General features: G+C 73.5%; 16 protein-coding genes and 1 pseudogene. 10 read left to right on the forward strand and 7 right to left on the reverse strand.

Translation table 11 applies throughout. The features are described 5' to 3' along the window. Positions 1–756 (reverse strand): type I methionyl aminopeptidase (gene map / locus E1193_RS21620; protein WP_132185016.1); only part of this gene is annotated, 756 nt, incomplete at its 3' end. Positions 757–845: 89 nt separating this feature from the next. On the opposite strand from map, the gene E1193_RS21625 reads away from it, so the two are divergent. The 3 genes from E1193_RS21625 to E1193_RS21635 all read left to right on the forward strand — a co-directional run bounded on the left by E1193_RS21625 (position 846) and on the right by E1193_RS21635 (position 2,740). Further along, the gene (locus E1193_RS21625; RefSeq protein WP_132185017.1) at positions 846–1,112 is read left to right on the forward strand and encodes a helix-turn-helix transcriptional regulator; all 267 of its coding nucleotides are present in this window, start codon (positions 846–848) and stop codon (positions 1,110–1,112) included. 120 nt (positions 1,113–1,232) lie between these two features. Further along, the gene (locus E1193_RS21630) at positions 1,233–1,577 is read left to right on the forward strand and encodes a recombinase family protein (RefSeq protein ID WP_132185018.1); all 345 of its coding nucleotides are present in this window, start codon (positions 1,233–1,235) and stop codon (positions 1,575–1,577) included. Further along, positions 1,574–2,740, forward strand: a complete 1,167-nt coding sequence (locus tag E1193_RS21635) for an ionic transporter y4hA (protein ID WP_132185019.1) — start codon at positions 1,574–1,576, stop codon at positions 2,738–2,740. The genes E1193_RS21630 and E1193_RS21635 overlap by 4 nt, the downstream gene beginning before the upstream one ends. 184 nt (positions 2,741–2,924) lie before the next feature. On the opposite strand, the pseudogene E1193_RS33335 reads toward E1193_RS21635, so the two are convergent. Continuing rightward, positions 2,925–3,059, reverse strand: a pseudogene (locus tag E1193_RS33335) (DNA-binding response regulator); the annotation flags it as partial. Between the two features lie 120 nt (positions 3,060–3,179). On the opposite strand from E1193_RS33335, the gene E1193_RS21645 reads away from it, so the two are divergent. Together E1193_RS21645 and E1193_RS21650 are read left to right on the forward strand one after the other, a co-directional pair. Further along, on the forward strand, positions 3,180–3,959 hold the full coding sequence (locus E1193_RS21645; RefSeq protein WP_132185020.1) for a DJ-1/PfpI family protein: 780 nt from the start codon (positions 3,180–3,182) through the stop codon (positions 3,957–3,959). A 125-nt stretch (positions 3,960–4,084) separates the two neighbouring features. Further along, positions 4,085–5,179, forward strand: a complete 1,095-nt coding sequence (locus E1193_RS21650) for a winged helix DNA-binding domain-containing protein (RefSeq protein WP_132185021.1) — start codon at positions 4,085–4,087, stop codon at positions 5,177–5,179. 279 nt (positions 5,180–5,458) lie between these two features. Here the strand turns inward: E1193_RS21650 and E1193_RS21655 are convergent, their stop codons facing one another. The 3 genes from E1193_RS21655 to E1193_RS21665 form a co-directional block, all read right to left on the reverse strand. Continuing rightward, positions 5,459–5,641 (reverse strand): hypothetical protein, encoded by a 183-nt coding sequence (locus E1193_RS21655; protein ID WP_132185022.1) that lies wholly within the window; start codon positions 5,639–5,641, stop codon positions 5,459–5,461. Positions 5,642–5,915: 274 nt separating this feature from the next. Next, complete coding sequence (locus E1193_RS21660) at positions 5,916–6,377, reverse strand: hypothetical protein (RefSeq protein WP_132185023.1); 462 nt, start codon at positions 6,375–6,377, stop codon at positions 5,916–5,918. Next, a complete protein-coding gene (locus E1193_RS21665) occupies positions 6,377–6,856 on the reverse strand; it encodes a hypothetical protein (protein ID WP_132185024.1) in 480 nt (159 codons plus the stop codon). Before E1193_RS21665 ends, E1193_RS21660 begins: the two co-directional genes overlap by 1 nt. A 44-nt stretch (positions 6,857–6,900) precedes the next feature. Between E1193_RS21665 and E1193_RS21670 the strand changes: the two genes are divergently transcribed. The 5 genes from E1193_RS21670 to E1193_RS21690 all read left to right on the forward strand — a co-directional run bounded on the left by E1193_RS21670 (position 6,901) and on the right by E1193_RS21690 (position 14,120). Further along, on the forward strand, positions 6,901–7,896 hold the full coding sequence (locus E1193_RS21670; protein ID WP_132185025.1) for a WYL domain-containing protein: 996 nt from the start codon (positions 6,901–6,903) through the stop codon (positions 7,894–7,896). A gap of 182 nt (positions 7,897–8,078) precedes the next feature. Then, complete coding sequence (locus E1193_RS21675; RefSeq protein WP_132185026.1) at positions 8,079–8,714, forward strand: ATP-binding cassette domain-containing protein; 636 nt, start codon at positions 8,079–8,081, stop codon at positions 8,712–8,714. Then, entirely contained in the window at positions 8,711–9,979 is a 1,269-nt protein-coding gene (locus E1193_RS21680; RefSeq protein ID WP_132185027.1) for an extracellular solute-binding protein, read from the forward strand. Before E1193_RS21675 ends, E1193_RS21680 begins: the two co-directional genes overlap by 4 nt. Next, the gene (locus tag E1193_RS21685) at positions 9,976–11,736 is read left to right on the forward strand and encodes an ABC transporter permease subunit (protein ID WP_132185028.1); all 1,761 of its coding nucleotides are present in this window, start codon (positions 9,976–9,978) and stop codon (positions 11,734–11,736) included. Before E1193_RS21680 ends, E1193_RS21685 begins: the two co-directional genes overlap by 4 nt. After that, the gene (locus E1193_RS21690; RefSeq protein WP_132185029.1) at positions 11,733–14,120 is read left to right on the forward strand and encodes a tetratricopeptide repeat protein; all 2,388 of its coding nucleotides are present in this window, start codon (positions 11,733–11,735) and stop codon (positions 14,118–14,120) included. The genes E1193_RS21685 and E1193_RS21690 overlap by 4 nt, the downstream gene beginning before the upstream one ends. Before the next feature lie 90 nt (positions 14,121–14,210). On the opposite strand, the gene E1193_RS21695 is transcribed toward E1193_RS21690, so the two are convergent. Both E1193_RS21695 and E1193_RS21705 read right to left on the reverse strand, forming a co-directional pair. After that, on the reverse strand, positions 14,211–14,966 hold the full coding sequence (locus E1193_RS21695) for a hypothetical protein (RefSeq protein ID WP_132185030.1): 756 nt from the start codon (positions 14,964–14,966) through the stop codon (positions 14,211–14,213). A 643-nt stretch (positions 14,967–15,609) separates the two neighbouring features. Further along, the coding region (locus E1193_RS21705; RefSeq protein ID WP_243707821.1) for an alpha/beta hydrolase at positions 15,610–16,052 on the reverse strand (443 nt) is incomplete at its 5' end.

A 16,052-nucleotide genomic window follows, 5' to 3' on the forward strand; every position in this document is an offset into this window, starting at 1 on the left:
GGTCAGGACCTGGGGGCCGGAAGCCGTGATGGCGACTGTGTGTTCGGAGTGGGCGGTGCGTGAGCCGTCGGCGGATCGGATCGTCCAGCCGTCGTTGTCGAACTTGATTTTGTCGGTGGAGCGGCAGAACCAGGGCTCGATGGCGATGGTGAGGCCGGGGTCGAGTTTCATGCCGCGGCGGGCGCGGCCGTTGTTGGGGACGTGCGGGGCCTCGTGCATGGTGCGGCCGATGCCGTGGCCGCCGAACTCGGCGTTGACGCGGTAGCCGTAGGAGTTGGCGACCTCGCCGATCGCGGCGGAGATGTCGCCGAGGCGGCCGCCGGGCTGGGCGGCGGTGATGCCGGCCTCCAGTGCGACCTCGGTGGCCTCGATCAGCTTCAGGTCGGCCGGGTCAGGGGTGCCGACGATGACGGAGAGCGCGGAGTCCGCGACCCAACCGTCGATGCCGACCGCCATGTCGATGCTGAGCAGGTCACCGTCCCGCAGAACATAGTCGTGCGGCAGGCCGTGGAGCACCGCGTCGTTGACCGACAGGCACAGCACGTTGCGGAACGGGCCGCGACCGAACGAAGGGGCGTAGTCCCAGTAGCAGGAGTCGGCGCCACGTTCCTTGATCCGGCGGCGGGCGTGGTGTTCGAGGTCTATCAGGTTCACGCCGACTGCGGCGACACCGCACAGCTCGGCGAGCAGCTCGCCGACGAACTGGCCGGTCACCGCCATCCGGCCGATCTCCTCGGCGGACTTGAGCTCGATCACGGCAGCCACCCTCTCCGATGCGGTATTTTTATACCAGCATTTTTATACCATGCCAGGTCGGGCAGGCTCCGAAGGGATATCCTGCTGGGATGGTTCGCCAACCACTCACCGCCGAACAGATCGCAGCGGGCCAGCGCCTCGGAGCCGCACTGCGGGCCGCGCGGGCCGGCCGAAGTTACGTCGAGGTGGCCCTGGCAGCCGGCATCTCCCCCGAGACGCTTCGCAAGATCGAGGCCGGCCGCCTTCCCGCGCCGGCGTTCGGCACCGTGGTCTGCCTCAGCCAGGCCCTCGACGTCCCCCTCAGCGACCTGGCCGACGTCTGGCTGGCCGACATGCCCATCCGCCAGGCGTCCTAGAAACCAGCCACCCCCTGCGCCCACCGACCACCTTGTGCCCCGGGAGCGACCGGCGGGCGGTCCGCTGAGCGTGCCGGCAGCTCCACGGCCATGTCGAGAAACGGTCGGTACTGTCGACGCATGATCCTCGGATACGCGCGGGTCTCGACCGCGGGGCAGAACCCGGCCCACCAGGTCCACGCGTTGCTGCACGCCGGCGTGGAACGGCGCGACGTCCACGCCGACCACGCCAGCGGCGCGAAGGCCGGCCGGCCGCGGTGGGACCCGCTCCACACCCGTGACGGTCTGGCCGCCGCCCGGGCCCGCGGCCGCCGCCCGAAACTCAGCACCGAGCAGGCCACGCTGGCCCAGCCGCTCTGTGACGCGGGCGAGAGAACCGTGCGGCAGATCGCCGATCTGTTCGGTGCGCCGCGCTCGACGGTGTACGGCTACCTCACCCGCACGCCCGCCGGAACGCCGGCATGAGCGCCACCGAACGCATCGACCCCGCCGAGGCCGAGGCAGCCGACGCGCCGGCCACGCCCGGACGACCACACCAGCCGTTCGCGGACTGGCGGTTCGTGACACCACCGGTCGCCATCGTCGTGTTGGCCGCGTCCTGGGGCCGGGGTCTGCCCGCACTGCTGCTGGTGGTCATCGCCGTGGTGCTGGGCGCCGCCGTGCTGGCCGCGGTGCACCACGCCGAAGTCGTGGCCCACCGTGTCGGCGAACCTCTCGGCTCGCTGGTGCTGGCCGTGGCCGTCACGGTCATCGAGGTCGGCCTGATCGTGACCCTCATGATCGCCGGCGGCACCGGGACCGCGTCGCTGGCGCGCGACACCGTCTTCGCCGCCGTGATGATCACCTGCAACGGCATCCTGGGCCTGTCGCTGCTCATCGGCGCTGTGCGCTACCGGCTGGCGGTGTTCAACGCCGAAGGCACCGGCGCGGCTCTGGCCACCGTGTCCACCCTGGCGGTTGTCTGCCTGGTGCTGCCGACCTTCACCACCGCCCGCTCAGGGCCGCAGTTCTCGCCGACGCAGCTGGCGTTCGCCGCCCTGGCATCGGTCGTCCTCTACGCAGCATTCGTCACCACCCAGACGGTCCGCCACCGCGACTTCTTCCTCCCCGTCACCAGCAACGGCGTGGTCATCAACGACGCCGACGGAGACGACCATGCCGACCCGCCCACCACCCGCGCCGCCTTCACCAGCCTGGCACTGCTGCTGACCGCGCTGATCGCGGTGGTCGGCCTGGCCAAAGTCCTGTCCCCAGCCATCGAAGACACCGTCGCCGGCCTCGGACTGCCCCACTCGTTCGTCGGCGTGGTCATCGCCCTACTGGTGCTGCTACCCGAAACCCTCGCCGCGGCCAACGCCGCCCGACGCAACCGCATTCAGGTCAGCCTCAACCTCGCCCTCGGCTCCGCCATGGCCAGCATCGGGCTGACCATCCCCGCCATCGCCATCGCCTCGATCTGGCTTCCCGGTCCCCTGGCCCTCGGCCTCGGCGCAAACCAGATCGTCCTGCTCGCCATCACCATCGCCGTTGCCACACTGACCGTCGTCCCAGGCCGAGCCACCCGCCTGCAAGGGCTCGTCCACCTCATCCTGCTCGGCGCGTTCCTCCTCCTCGCAGCCCACCCCTGAGGCACATCTTCGCGATGAGGGCACTCGTGGCGCGGGCGGATTAGTCGATCAGCCCCGGCGCGGCCAGGGCTGGTCCAACGCGGCGACGTGCAGTTGCGCCACAGTCGGGCGGCCGTCCAGGCCGTGAACCGGCGGTGCGCGGCGGCCCTCGACACCCCGAACCCGGACGGTGGCGTGGCGACGGCCGAGCGAGGATCTGGCGGACGACCTCGAGGTCCAGAACGGTGTCGCCGGCACCGACCCGGGTCAGCGCGTCGAGGAAGTCATCGACGTCGGCCACCCGGTCCTTGAGCAGACATCCGACGCCGGTGATGTTGCTACCCCTGCCGCGCCCACAGACCACGACTGGTCCACGATCTTTGGAACTGTCACGTCGGGAACTGACCCGGCTTCGGGAACGACTATCCAGAGAAGGTGTTTCCAGGAGAGGACCTCAGTGATGGCGAGTACGGGCAGTAGGCGGCGGGCAGTGCTGCGGGCAGCGGCGGCCGGCGCTGTGGGAGCGGGACTGGCCGCGACCGGGGCGGCCGCCCCGGCGGTCGCGGGCCGTCGGGAGTCGACGCGGGCTGGGGGTCCGCGCATCGCGATCCTGTTGTACGACGGGTTGACGGCACTGGACGCGGTAGGCCCGTACGAGGTGTTGTGCCGGGTGCCGGACGCCGAAGTGGTGACGGTGGCCAAGCGGGCCGGTCAGTTGCGCACCGACACCGGCATGCTGGGACTGATGGCCGACCGGGCGCTGCACCAGGTCCGGCACGCGGACGTGCTGCTCGTGCCCGGCGCCGGCAACCGCGGCGTGATCGCGGCAATGGACGATGCCGAAATCGTCGACTGGGTGGGGCGCATGCACCGGCGGACGACGTGGACCGCCGCAGTTTGTACCGGCACCCTGATCCTCGGTGCGGCGGGCCTGCTGCGCGGGGTGCCGGCCACCACGTACTGGGCGTCACGCTCCTACCTGGAGGCCACGTTTGGAGCGGTCATCACGCCGGGTCGGTTCGTCGAGTCCGGCAAGATCGTCACTGCGGCGGGCGTGTCGGCGGGCATCGACATGGCGTTGCACCTGGCAGCCAAGCTGGCCGGCGATCGGGTGGCACAGGCGCTGCAACTCGCGGTCGAGTACGACCCGGACCCGCCGTTCGACACCGGCAGCCCGGAAAAAGCTGGACCTGAGCTGCAGCAGTTGGCGCTGGAGCTGCTGGAGGCGGCCGCTCGATAGCCGAGAACCCGGCCCGTTCACCGGTGTCCACGCCGCCGCTGGGAGAAGGAGCACGCCTCGAAGCTGACCCCGCCGCGGTCGGCCGTCCGCCCTGAATGTCCGGGGCGGGCGATAGCATCACCGTCATGAGCGTGCTCGACCGCCGCGCCCTCAACCGGTCGCTCCTGGCCCGTCAGCTCCTGTTGCGGCGGCACGACATGCCGGTCGCCGACAGCCTTGAGCGCCTGGTGGGGTTGCAGGCGCAGGAGCCCCTGGAGCCGTACGTCGGGTTGTGGAGCCGACTGGCCGGCTTCCAGCCGTCGGCGCTGGCCGAGTTGCTGCTGAGCCGCCGGGCGGTCCGCACGCTGCTGATGCGCCGCACCCTCCACCTGGTGACCGCCCGCGACTGCCTCGCGCTGCGGCCCGTGCACCAGGCGATGCTGGTCTCGCGTATGTGGTCGACGCTGCGCCGGGTGCTGCCCGGCGTCGACCTCGACGAGCTGACGAAACTGGGCCGGCCGCTGTTCGAGGAACGGCCCCGCATGCTGACCGAGGCGGCCCGCGAAATCGCCGACCGCTGGCCGGGGGTGCAGCCGCGCTCGCTGGGTGACGCGCTGAGCACGCTCGTGCCGCTCGTGCAGGTACCACCCCGTGGTGTCTGGGGCGAGCGGGCGGCCGCTTACCACACCACGTTCGAGGCGTGGCTGGGCCGTCCGCTGGAGCCGGAGTCGCCGGCCGCCGTCGATGCCCTGGTCCTGCGCTACCTCGCCGCCTACGGCCCGGCTGCCAGCGCTGACATCCGCGCATGGTCGGGGCTCAGCGGGCTGCGGGAGTCCCTCCAACGGCTACGACCGCGCCTGCGGACGTTCCGCGACGAGCGCGGCCGCGAGTTGCTCGACGTGCCCGACGGCGCGCTGCCCGACCCGGAGACCCCGGCGCCGCCGCGTTTCCTGCCGGCGTTCGACAACGCAGTACTCGGCTACGACGACCGCAGCCGCGTCATCGACACCGAGCATCGTGGGTTGAGCGTCACGGGTGCCCGCTACCTGCTGGTCGACGGCCGGGTCGCCGGCACCTGGGCGGTCACCGTCGACGACGGCGCGGCGACGTTGCGGATCACACCGCTGCGGGCGCTCACGACGAACGAGCGCGACGCCGTGGTCATCGAGGGCGAGGGCCTGCTCACCATGTTTCAGCCCGAGCCACGACGCGCCAACCGCGTCTCGATCACGGACGGGTGACGCGGGTGGGCGCCGTGACGGGGTGCCATGCCGAACCGTCGGGTGCCTCCTCGGCCGATACACCGATGGCCGGTGTCCAGGCGTGGTCACCGGCCTGTTTCCTCGGCGAGGAACGCCAGCATCTCAGCGGCGACCGAAGCCCGCCGGTCATGGCGGTTCAGGACCGGCCGGGCCCACCAGGGCGGGTAGGGCCCGGCCGGTTCGGTCAGCGGGTCTCGGCGCTGACCTTTTCCTGGGCGGGAGACGTCGGCCGGGACCGCCGACGCGACCAAGCCTGGGTCAGCGGCCGCTCCACGGTCGGTAGAGCACCGTGGCGGCGGCCAGGCTCGCCGCGAAGGCGGCCAGACCGACCAGGAAACCGACCCCGGCGGGAAGGTCCCATCCCCCGCTGACCCGCCCGATGCCGGTCAGCAGGATGTCGTGCACGAGGTAGAAGGCGAACGACACCTCGCCGAGGAACACCATTCGGCGGTGACGCAGCCAACTCGATCCGAGCCGAGGGAATGTCCCAGCAGGCCCGCCACGGCGCAAGCCAGGACGATCTGCGCCACGTCGCCGAGTTCGCCATGCGAGCGGCCGACAGCGGACCGCTGAACCACCCGCCGCGACGACGGCGCTGTCCATGTCGTCGCGGCGTACCGCCCAGCTGCTGGCTTCGCGTCCGCCGTTCAGTGCGCGCGAGGGACGCGGGCGCTGAGGAGCGTCCGTAGCCGGTTGAGCGGCGGCGTCCGATGGTTCAGCCGGTCGGCGTCCGGGTGAAGTCCATGGTCCAGTTGGTCTCCCAGGTGCGTTCGCCGTCGGTGGAGAACGCCTGCTCCCAGCGGCACGAGGTCGGGGTGATCCGCGACCAGGTGAACCGGCACCGGACCGGGCGGCCCTCGTCGACGTCGTCGGCGTAGAAGGTGCCCACGCCGTCGACGAACCGGCCGACCACCGGCGGCAGCTCCAGCACCCCACGGCTGCTGGTCATCCAGTAGATCGACCAGGTGCCGGTCGCCGGGTCGAAGATCCGCACGCTGGCGCCGGAGAAGCCCTTCGTGGGACAGCTCATCTCGTCGAAGCTGCCGGCGCCGTCGAAGAAGGACCGGGCCACGGAACAGCCGGGGAACTCGTCCCACTCGTCGCTGCCGGCGTGCCGTCTCACCAGCCGACGGTTGACCACGTGCCAGGTGCCGACCAGGAAGTCGAAGTCGCCCATCAGCGGCCCACCGGCCCCTCGGCCCGGGTGTCAACGCGCCAGCCGGCCAGATCCGGACGGTCCGGCGCCAGCACGTGCCGGACCCAGGCGGCCCGCTCGTGCTCCAGCACCCCCAGCTCCCAGACGCAGCCCACCCATGGCCGGCGAAGCTCGACGAAGTGGGTCGGGTCGCCGTCCGGGCAGTCCAGGGCGGGCTGGCCGGCGGCGGCGATCCGCACCTCGACCACGTTGTCCCAGACCCAGCTGTACGCCAGCAGGTAGGCGCCGGTGTCCGCGCCCCGGTGCAGCACCACCCAGCCCGCCGCCGGGGTGTCGTCGTCGACGCCGGCCGGCAGCAGCCGGGGCAACAGGTCGTACGCGGCCTTCTCCACCTCCGGTTCGATGCGCCGGTGCGGCTGGTCGATGTGGTAGCGCTTCAGCTCACGGCCGGCGACCGTGACCGGTCCCGGGATCCAGAGGTCCTTGTCGCGAAATGCCATGCCCGGACGGTAGAACCACTTCCCTGACAACTACTGTCAGCAGAGTGCGGGCCAGTCGACTCCTCTCCCTCCTGCTGCTGTTGCAGACCCACGGCCGGCTGACCGCGGCCCAGCTCGCGCAGCGGCTGGAGGTCTCGGTCCGCACCGTCTACCGGGACGTCGAGTCGCTGCACTCGGCCGGCATCCCGCTCTACGGGGAGGCCGGGCACGCCGGCGGCTACCAGCTGGTTGAGGGCTGGCGGACCCGGCTGACCGGGCTGACCGCCGAGGAGGCCGAGCGTCTCTTCCTCGCCGGGCTCCCCGGGCCCGCCGCCGAGCTGGGCTACGGGGCGGTGGTGGCCGGGATCGAGCTCAAGCTGCAGGCCGCGCTGCCACCCGCGCTGGCCGACCGGGCGGGGCGACTGCGGCAGCGCTTCCACCTGGACACCCCCGGCTGGTACGCCGACGGCGACGCCTCGCCCCACCTGGCAGCGATGGCGGACGCGGTGTGGCGGGAGCGGCGCGTCCGGGTCCGCTACCGCAGTTGGAGCGGCGAGGTGGACCGCGTGCTGGAGCCGTACGGGCTGGTGCTCAAGGGCGGCCGGTGGTACGCGGTCGCCAACCGGCCGGGCCGGGACAGCCCGGCGACCTACCGGATCAACCAGATCCTCGCCCTGACCACCCTCGACGAGGGCTTCGACCGGCCGCCGCAGTTCGCCCTGCCGGCCTGGTGGCAGGCGCACGTGGTGCGGTTCCGGGCCCGGCTGCACCGCGACGACGCGACGATCCGGCTCTCCCCGTACGGCCGGCAGCGGCTGCGGGAGATCGCCAGCGACGTGGTGGCCGGCGCGGCCGAGCGCAACGCCGGCCCACCGGACGCGGCCGGCTGGGTGAGCACCGTGGTGCCGATCGAGTCGCTCACGCATGCCCACGGCGACCTGCTGCGGCTCGGCGCGGAGGTGGAGGTACTGGCGCCGGCCGAGTTGCGGGCCATGCTCGCGGCCACCGCCGCAGGGTTGGCCACGCTCTACCCGCTGCGCGCCACCGAGCCGCCCCGCTGAGCCCCGGCCCCGCTGTTCCTCAGTCGAGGGCCACCCGGACGGCGGGCCGGCCCGGTGCCGGTTCGGGGCAACGCCGCACCGAGGAGTGAGGGCGATCGGCCACTCCAAAAGGGAGGGTGTCGGGGCGTGACTGTCGCCGGAGTGTGCCACCCTGGGGGCGACGAATCGGGTCACCGGAGGTGATGGCCACGTTACGACTGTGCGAACTCGTCGCCGTGCCCGCCGTCGCGCCGGTCACCCTCGACGTCGCCGCCGGCGCGACGGCGGCGCTCGCGGCCGTGCCCCGAGTCGGCACGGCTACCGCCCGGGTGGTAGCCGGGCTGGCCGCTCCGGTGGCCGGCCGGGTCCAGGTCGGCGGACGGGACGTCACCGACCTGCCGCCGCTGCGGCGCCGCATCGGCTACGTGCCGGCCGGCGGCGCGCTGCTGCCCCACCTGACCGTGCGCCGCAACATCGCCTACGGCCAGCGCAAGCGGGAACGGGTGCGCGAGGTCGCCGACACCTGGGCGGCCACGGTGGTCGAGCGGCTGGAGCTCGCGCCGACCCTGGACCTGCGCCCGCACCTGCTCTCCGAGGTCCAGCGGTTCCGGGTGGCACTGGCCCGCGCGATGGCCTGCCTGCCGGAGGTGCTGGTGATCGACCTGCCCGCCGGCATTCCAGACGGGGGCCGCCTCACCGACCTGGTCGGGCGGCTCGCCCCGCCGGATGCCCCGGGCGTCGCGGTGCTGGCCTGCACCGCCGACGAGGCCGTGCTGGCGGAGGTCGGTGCCCAGGTCCGGGTCGAGTCGGCCGACACCACCGCGGAGGCGGCCCGATGAGGCTGGGCCGACGTACGCTGCTGCGCGCCGCCGCCGCCGCGACCGCGACGGCCGCGACGGCCTGCTCCGGCGGGGAGCGGTCGGTACAGGTGGCGGTGGTGTGGAGCGGCGCGGAGCTGGGCCGGTTCCGCGAGGTGGTGGCCGGCTACGGCGCGCCGGTGCGGGTGGTCAGCGCGGGCAACGACATCGACGCGTTCCTGCGCGCCCGGCACCTCGCCGGCACCAGCCCGGACGTGGCGATCCTGCCCCGCTCCGGGTTGGTCGTCGAGTACGCCCAGCGGGGCTGGCTCAGCGAGCTGAGCCCGGCCGCGAGCTACGCCGTCCCGCCCGGGATGGCCGACCTGCTCGCCGCCGACCGGCGCCGCTACGGCGTCTGGGTGAAGGCCGCGCACAAGTCCCTGTTCTGGTACTTCCGCTCGATGCTGCCCGAGCCGCCGGCCACCTGGGACCATCTGGTGGCGATCACCCGACGGCTCGGCGCGCGGGCGCGGGCCGGCATCGCCCCGGCGCCACTGGCGGTCGGCGCGGCCGACGGCTGGGTGCTCACCGACTGGTTCGAGAACGTGCTCGCCGACGTCACGGCACCCGGCTACTACGAGGCGCTGGCCCGCGGGGAGGCCGACTGGCAGAGCCGGCCGGTCCGCACGGCACTGGACCGGCTCGCCGAGCTGTGGAGCATCGACGGGGCTTTCCCCGGCGGCCCCCGCCGTGCCCTGCTCACCCAGTACGAGGAGTCGGTCATCCAGGTGGTACACCACCGCCGGGCGACGATGGTGTTCGAGGGCGACTTCGTCGACGACGTCAGCACCCGCTTCCGGCGTGGTCCGGAGCGGCCTTCCACCTTCCGCTTCCCGGGCGCCCGGGTGGCGGACCGTCCGCTGATCCTGGGCGGTGACGCGGCGGTGGCGTTCGCCGGTTCGACCCGTGGGGTCGAATTGGTGCGCTGGCTCAGCGACGGCGCGGCGTTCCAGCCGTGGCTACGCGCCGGCGGCTACCTCTCGCCGAACGTCACGGTTCCGCTCGAGAGCTACCGTGACCCGGTGCGCCGTAGTCTCGCCGCCGAGCTGCGGACGGCAGAGTCGGTTCGTTTCGACCTCTCCGACCGGCTACCCGGCCCGTTCACCGGCTCTGACGGGGTAGGAATCTGGCGGATCATGCAGGACTTCTTCGCCGATGTCACCGACGGGGTCGCCGCCGCCGAGGCGGTGCGCCGGGCCACCGGCCAGCTGGCCGCGGCGGCCCGGGCGGCCGGGGGTGGGCGATGACCCGACCGGTGCTCGGCGAGCTGGCGGTGCTCGACGACGTCGGGCCGCCCCGGCGCGGCCGGGCCTATCCGGCGGCCGGAGCCACCTCGGCGCTGCTGCTGCCGGCGCTGCTGCTGCTCGGTGCGCTGGTGGCCTGGCCGGTGCTGCGGACGTTGCACGCCAGCGTGGTCATCGACGGCCGGTGGGTCGGCACGGCGAACTTCCGGGCCGCGCTCGCCGCGCCGGGCACGGGCGCGGTGGTGGGCCGGACGCTGCTCTGGGCGCTGGTGGTGCCGGCGGTGGTGACGGTGCTGGGCTACCTGCTGGCCGCCGCGTCGCGCCGCCCGCAGGAGGGTGGGTTGGTCCGGCTGATCCTGGTGGTGCCGACCGCGCTGCCGCTGGTGGTCACCGGGGTCACCTTCCGGCTGCTCTACGACCCGGATCCACAGCGCGGGCTGGCCACCCTGTTGATGGCCCGGCTGACCGGACGGTCGGCGGAGCAGGTTCCGCAGCTGCTCGGGCCGGGCCTGGTCACCGTGGCGCTGATGTCAGCGTTCGTGTGGGCCTGGGTCGGGCTGGCGGTGCTGGTGTTCCGGGCCGCCCTGGACGCGGTGCCTCCGAGTCTCGCCGACGCCGTGCGCGCCTTCGGCGGCAGCCGGCGTGACGTGCTCTGGGACGCGCAGTGGCGGCCGCTGCTGCTGCGTACCGTCGCGGTGGTTTTCGCCCTGGTGGCGCTCGGCACCAGCCGCACCTTCGACCTGATCCTGGTGATGGCGCCCGGCTCGGTGCGCGACGAGGCATCGGTGCTGGCGCTGCGGGTCTGGCAGGCCTCCGGCGGCACCACCACCGGCGAGGGCGCGGCCCTCGGCGTCATCTGGCTGGTGGCGGTGGTCGCCGGGATGCTGGTGGCGGCGCTCTTCGTCCGCCAGGCCTGGCCGCCGCCGCAGGACCCGGCCCCGGCAGAGCCCGACCAGGCGGCACCGCGCCGGGTCACCCGGCTGCTCGCGGTGGGCGCCGCCGTCGCGTGGCTGGTGCCGCTGGGGGTGCTGCTGGCCACGTCGCTGCACGATCCGGTCGACGCCGCCGCCCGCGGTTGGTGGTCGAGCCCGCCCAGCCTGGACTCCTACCGACAGCTGGCCACCGGCGTCGAACTGTGGCGCACACTGGGCTTCACGCTGGTGCTGGCCACCGTGGTCACCGCCGCGGTGCTGTGCATCGCGCTGCTCGCCGCGTACCCGCTGGCCTGGTTGACCGGGCCACCCGCGCAGGCGACCGCCCTGTTGCTGATGGGCGCCAGCGTGGTGCCGGTGCAGGTGATCGCCGGCCCGGTCAACGAGGTGCTCGGCGTGGTGCTCTCCTCGGGCACGGCGCGCGGGATGGCGCTGGTGCACATCGCCCTGGGGATCCCGTTCGCCGTGCTGGTGCTCCGCAACGCCTTCGCCGACCTGCCCGCCGAACAGGTGCGCGCCGCCCGGCTAAGCGGGCGGCACTGGTGGAGCACGTTGCGGCTGCTGGCCCGGCACAACCGCCCGGCGGTGATCGCGGTCGCCGTGCTGGAGTTCGTGCAGGTGTGGAACGACCTGGTCGTCGGCCTGCTGTTCAGCGGCCCCGGCGCGGTGTCGCTGGGGTTGTTCCTCGCCGGCCAGAGCCGCGGATTCGTGGTCAACAGCGGCGTGCTCGCCGCCGGTTCGGTGGTCGCGTCGATCCTGCCGGTTCTGCTGGTGGTGCTGGCCCGCCGCCAGCTCGTCGCCGGGCTGGTGGCCGGGGGCGTGCGGTGAGCCCGCCGGGACGCCGCTCGCGCCGCCCGGCGCGGCTGAGCGTACTGCTCGCCCTCGGCGGGGTGCTCGGCGGCGGGGTCAGTGCCCTGCTGGGCAACGTCGCCGGCAACCTGCTCTCCGAGCTGTCCGTCGCGGTACTGGGCTCGGCGAGCATCGGCGTTGTGCTGCTCGGCCTGCTCGCCTCGTTCGTCGTGGAGTGGCGCCGCCGCCAACGCGACCACGTCGCCGAACCGGACGACGCCGAGACGCCGGCGGCCGCCGGCACGCCGACGCTGCCCTACCCGGCCGGCTTCACCGGGCGCACCGGCGAGGTCGACGCCGTCGCGGAGGCGCTGCGGCGAGAGCACGCGGTGGCGGTGGTGGGTCGACGGGCCGTGGGCACCTCCTGGTGCGCGGTCCAGGCCGCCAACCGGTGCCGGGCGGACTTTCCCGACGGTCAGTACCACCTGGATCTGCGCCGCGGCGGCCGGCGCCGCTCACCCCGCCAGGTGCTTACCGCGCTGGCGCGGATCCTGGGTACCCGGCCGCCAGTCTCCGGCCGGCCGGACGACCTCGCCGACGCGGCCGACGAGCTGCGCGGGCAGCTCGACGGCCGCAGGATCCTGCTGGTACTGGACAACGTGGACGACCCGGCCCAGGTCCGGCCGCTGCTGCCACCGACCGCCCGCACCTGCCGGCTGCTGCTGGCCGGCACCGGGGCACTGGCCGCGCTCGACGGGGTGGTGGCGCACTGGCTCGCCGAACCGGACACCGCCGACGCCGTCGAGCTCTTCGCCACCGCGGGCGCGGCGGCGCCGGTCGCCCGGCCGCACCGGCCGGACCCACGCACCGATCCCGCGGTACCCGCCATCGTGGAGCTGTGCGGGCGCCAACCCCGCACGGTGGCGGAACTGGGCCGACGGACCGCCCAGCACGGCTGGCGGCACGCGGACGTGCTCGACGCGCTGCGCCGGGCCGTCGAGACTCCCCCGCACCAGGAGATCACCGTCTCCCCGGCCACCCTGCTGGTCACCGCCCGGGACACCGCCTACCACGCGCTCTCGCCGGAGGCCCGGCGGCTGTGGCGGCTGATGTCACTCAGCCCCGTTCCGGTGGACCGGCCGACCATCGCCGCGCTCGCCGGTCGGCGACCCGGCCGGGTCGCCACGCTGCTGGACGAGCTCGCCGCCGGGGCGTTCGTGGTCGGCGCGCCGGGCGACCGGTACGAGGTGCGGCCGCTACTCGGCCCGTACGCACGGCTGCACCAGCGCGACGGCGAGCCGGTGCGACGGCGGGTCGCCGCGCAGGCCCGGCTCACCCGGCACCTGGCCCGGCGGGCCGAGCGGCACGCCGCGAGCCTGGCGGTGGCCGCGTCCGCGCTGGACCGGGACCGGCCGTTGCCGTTGGACGACGACCCGTACGGCTGGTTCGACCTGCACCAGGAGCTGCTTCTGGCGGTGGTCCGGGTGCCGGCCGGCGCGGCCGAGACCCTGCCCCGGCGGGTGCGTCGCTGGTGGTTCCGGCTGGCGGTGGCGCTCTGCGGCTGGCTCGCCCACGTCGAACGGCTCGACGAGTGGGAGGAGGTGTGCCGCACCGTGCTGGCCACCCCGACCGCCAGCGACCGGCCGGAGATCGCCGGCTGGGCGCACAACGAGCTGGGCGTGCTGCGCCGGCGCCGACACGACCCGCAGGGCGCGGCGACCGCGCTGGCCCTGGCAGTCGCGGAGCGGGGCCGGCGGGGCACGGCCCAGGCCCGGATGAACCTCGGCCTGGTGCTGCTGGAGCTGGGCCAACTCGACGACGCGGTGGAGCACCTGGAGCTGTCCCGCCGGCACCGCTCCGGCGCGGACCGGGCCGGGCAGGCGCTCACCCAGCTCGGGCTCGGCGCCGCCCAGTTGACCCGGGGTGAGCTGGAGGCCGCACATCACCACCTGGTCCGGGCGGCGAACACGTTCCGCTCGCTCGGCGACGCTCGCGGCTACGCGGCGGCGCTGACCAACCTGGTGCTGGTGCACGCCGAGATGGGCGAACACCTCGACGCGGCGCAGGCGTGGCGGGCGGCTCTGCGCGAGTACGAGTCGCTGGCCGACCCGACGAACCGCGCCGCCGCGCTGCTCAACGCCGGAGCGGCGCTGCTGACCTCCGCGCCGGCGCAGGCGCGTCAGGCGTACGGGATGCTGGCGGAGAGCCGGCGGCTGCGTGAGGGTGGGCGGGCCACGGCGGGACTCGGCCGGACGCTGCTGTACCTGGGTGACGCGGCGGCGACGCTCGGGGATTGGGACGAGGCGCGGCGGCACTGGGCGGACGCGGCCGCGGTGTGCGAGGCGGTGCGGGACGCCGAGGGCCAGGTCGCGGCGGACGCCCGCCTGGCCGGCGAGCGCTTGCCGCAGTCCCACCCCGGCTGAGCACGGCCGCCGCGCCGGCGTCCCGGAATCGAGTGCGGGCGGATAACGGCGGCTCCGCCGGCCTCAGCGCCGGGTGCCGCCCGGTCGGCCTCAGCCGGTCCCGGAGGCCCGGTGACCGATGCGCGGAGCCCGTACCACCGGGGCGTTGCCCGACCCGGGGCGGAAGTCCCGCGCCGCGCCGGCAACCATCTCGTCGGGATCGCGGGCGAGCATCCGCCGGATATGCGGCGGGACCACCTCCGAGGTCGCCATCGCCATCCGCACCTGCACCGAGCGGTCGTCAACCAGGCGTCGCAGATCCGCCTCGTCCAGCTCGACCGCCAGCACCAGTGCGGCGCGGACGTCCACCACGGGATCCTGGGCAAGTGCGCTGCGCTGGGCGGCGGTGGTCCGCGGGTTGCGGGCGAGCCCCTTGCGTACGCGTACGGTGCGATCGGCCATCAGGGCGGTGATCACGCCTGGGTCGTGGGTGTGGGTGCCGAGTCGTTCCCGAACCTCGGGTGAGACGTCGTCGACCAGCCGCGCGGCCAGCTCGGGCTCCAGTTCGCGCGTCTCCGCGAGGAGGCCGCGAAGCTCCTTGTCGGGAGCCTCCGCCATCACCCGGCGAATCGACTCGTTGCAGGCCGGGTTGCCGGCGACCGCCCAGCGGACCCACCGGTCGGCGTCCTTGACGAGTAGCAGGAGATTGGCGACCGAGGTCGAGGGGTTCCTCGCCACGGCCTCCCGAACATGACGATCATGGTCCCGGGTCAACGGTCGCAGTGCCTGCGCGGGCGCGTCGGTGCGGGCCGCGACCGCCTTCCGGACCACGGCCGACGGATCGGACGCCAGGTCGATGAGGGTCATCTGTGACGTTGTGGGGTCACGCGCGACGGCGAGCCGCGCATCGACGCTGCCACCCGTCGCACCGTCCGCGGCGGCACCTGACCCACTGTGACGGTTGGGCCCGCCGACGTCCTGCTGTTTCCCCATGGACACCATCATGTCACGGGCCAAACTTGGAGCCACGAGCCCTGACCAGAGCCTCGACGATGGTCGAAGCGTCACTTCCGCGGATGCCCCGGCAGGTCGACACCGCCGCGCGGCTCCCGCAGCGGCACGACCGGGCGACCTGGCTCCTGACGGCCGCCAATGGTTGGAGGGCCACCAGGCCGGATTCGTTGGCGAGGACCACGAGTTGGGCGCCGTCACCGGCATGGAGCTTGGCGATGGCCGGATTGATGTGGTCAATACGGTCAGCGGCAGATGACCGGACGATGAGTTTGCCGGGTGATCGGCGGTGCGAGCAGGGCGCCACCGCGCGCTGCACCGAGGTTGGTGGTATAGTGCTCGACCTCGACGCGCACCCCGCCGGCATCCCCACGACCGGCCGTCACCTGCCGACCTTCCAGGACCTGCTCGTGATCGTTCCCTCACCGCGATTCCCGAGAGTTCAGGGAAATCGACTGGATTCTCGACGTGAACCCAAGGGTTCGTCTGCACAGTCGCGCTATCGCGGATCCGGGGGTTCGTGGGGAACCCGGCCGAGGGTCTGGCGACTGTGTTGCGCCAGGAAGGTGGTCACCGCTTCACGGAAGCCGTCAGGGTTCTCGACCCACGGCGAGTGACCGGAGCCGGCGAGGTTCACGCGTTGGCTGTTGGTCAGCGCTTGGTGCAGCGAGTCGACGGCCCAGCGGGGGCGGATGTCCTCGGTGCCGTCGATGATCAGCACGGGCAGGTCGAGCGCCCGGGACCGCGTCGCGAGGTCGTTGTGGCCGAGTTCGTGCTTGACCTCGACGCTGATGGCCTGGTTGCAGTCGTAGTTGATGCCCAGCCACGGGGTGGCCATGCGTTCGGCGTGTCGCAGTGCGGCCCTGCAATGGTCGGCGAAGTCGGCCGACCATTGCAGGGCCGCCCATTCACGTTCCTCGGCGGGCGTGCGGGGGCGGGCGG

The organism is Micromonospora sp. KC606 (genome assembly GCF_004348675.1).
Classification (GTDB): Bacteria; Actinomycetota; Actinomycetes; order Mycobacteriales; family Micromonosporaceae; genus Micromonospora.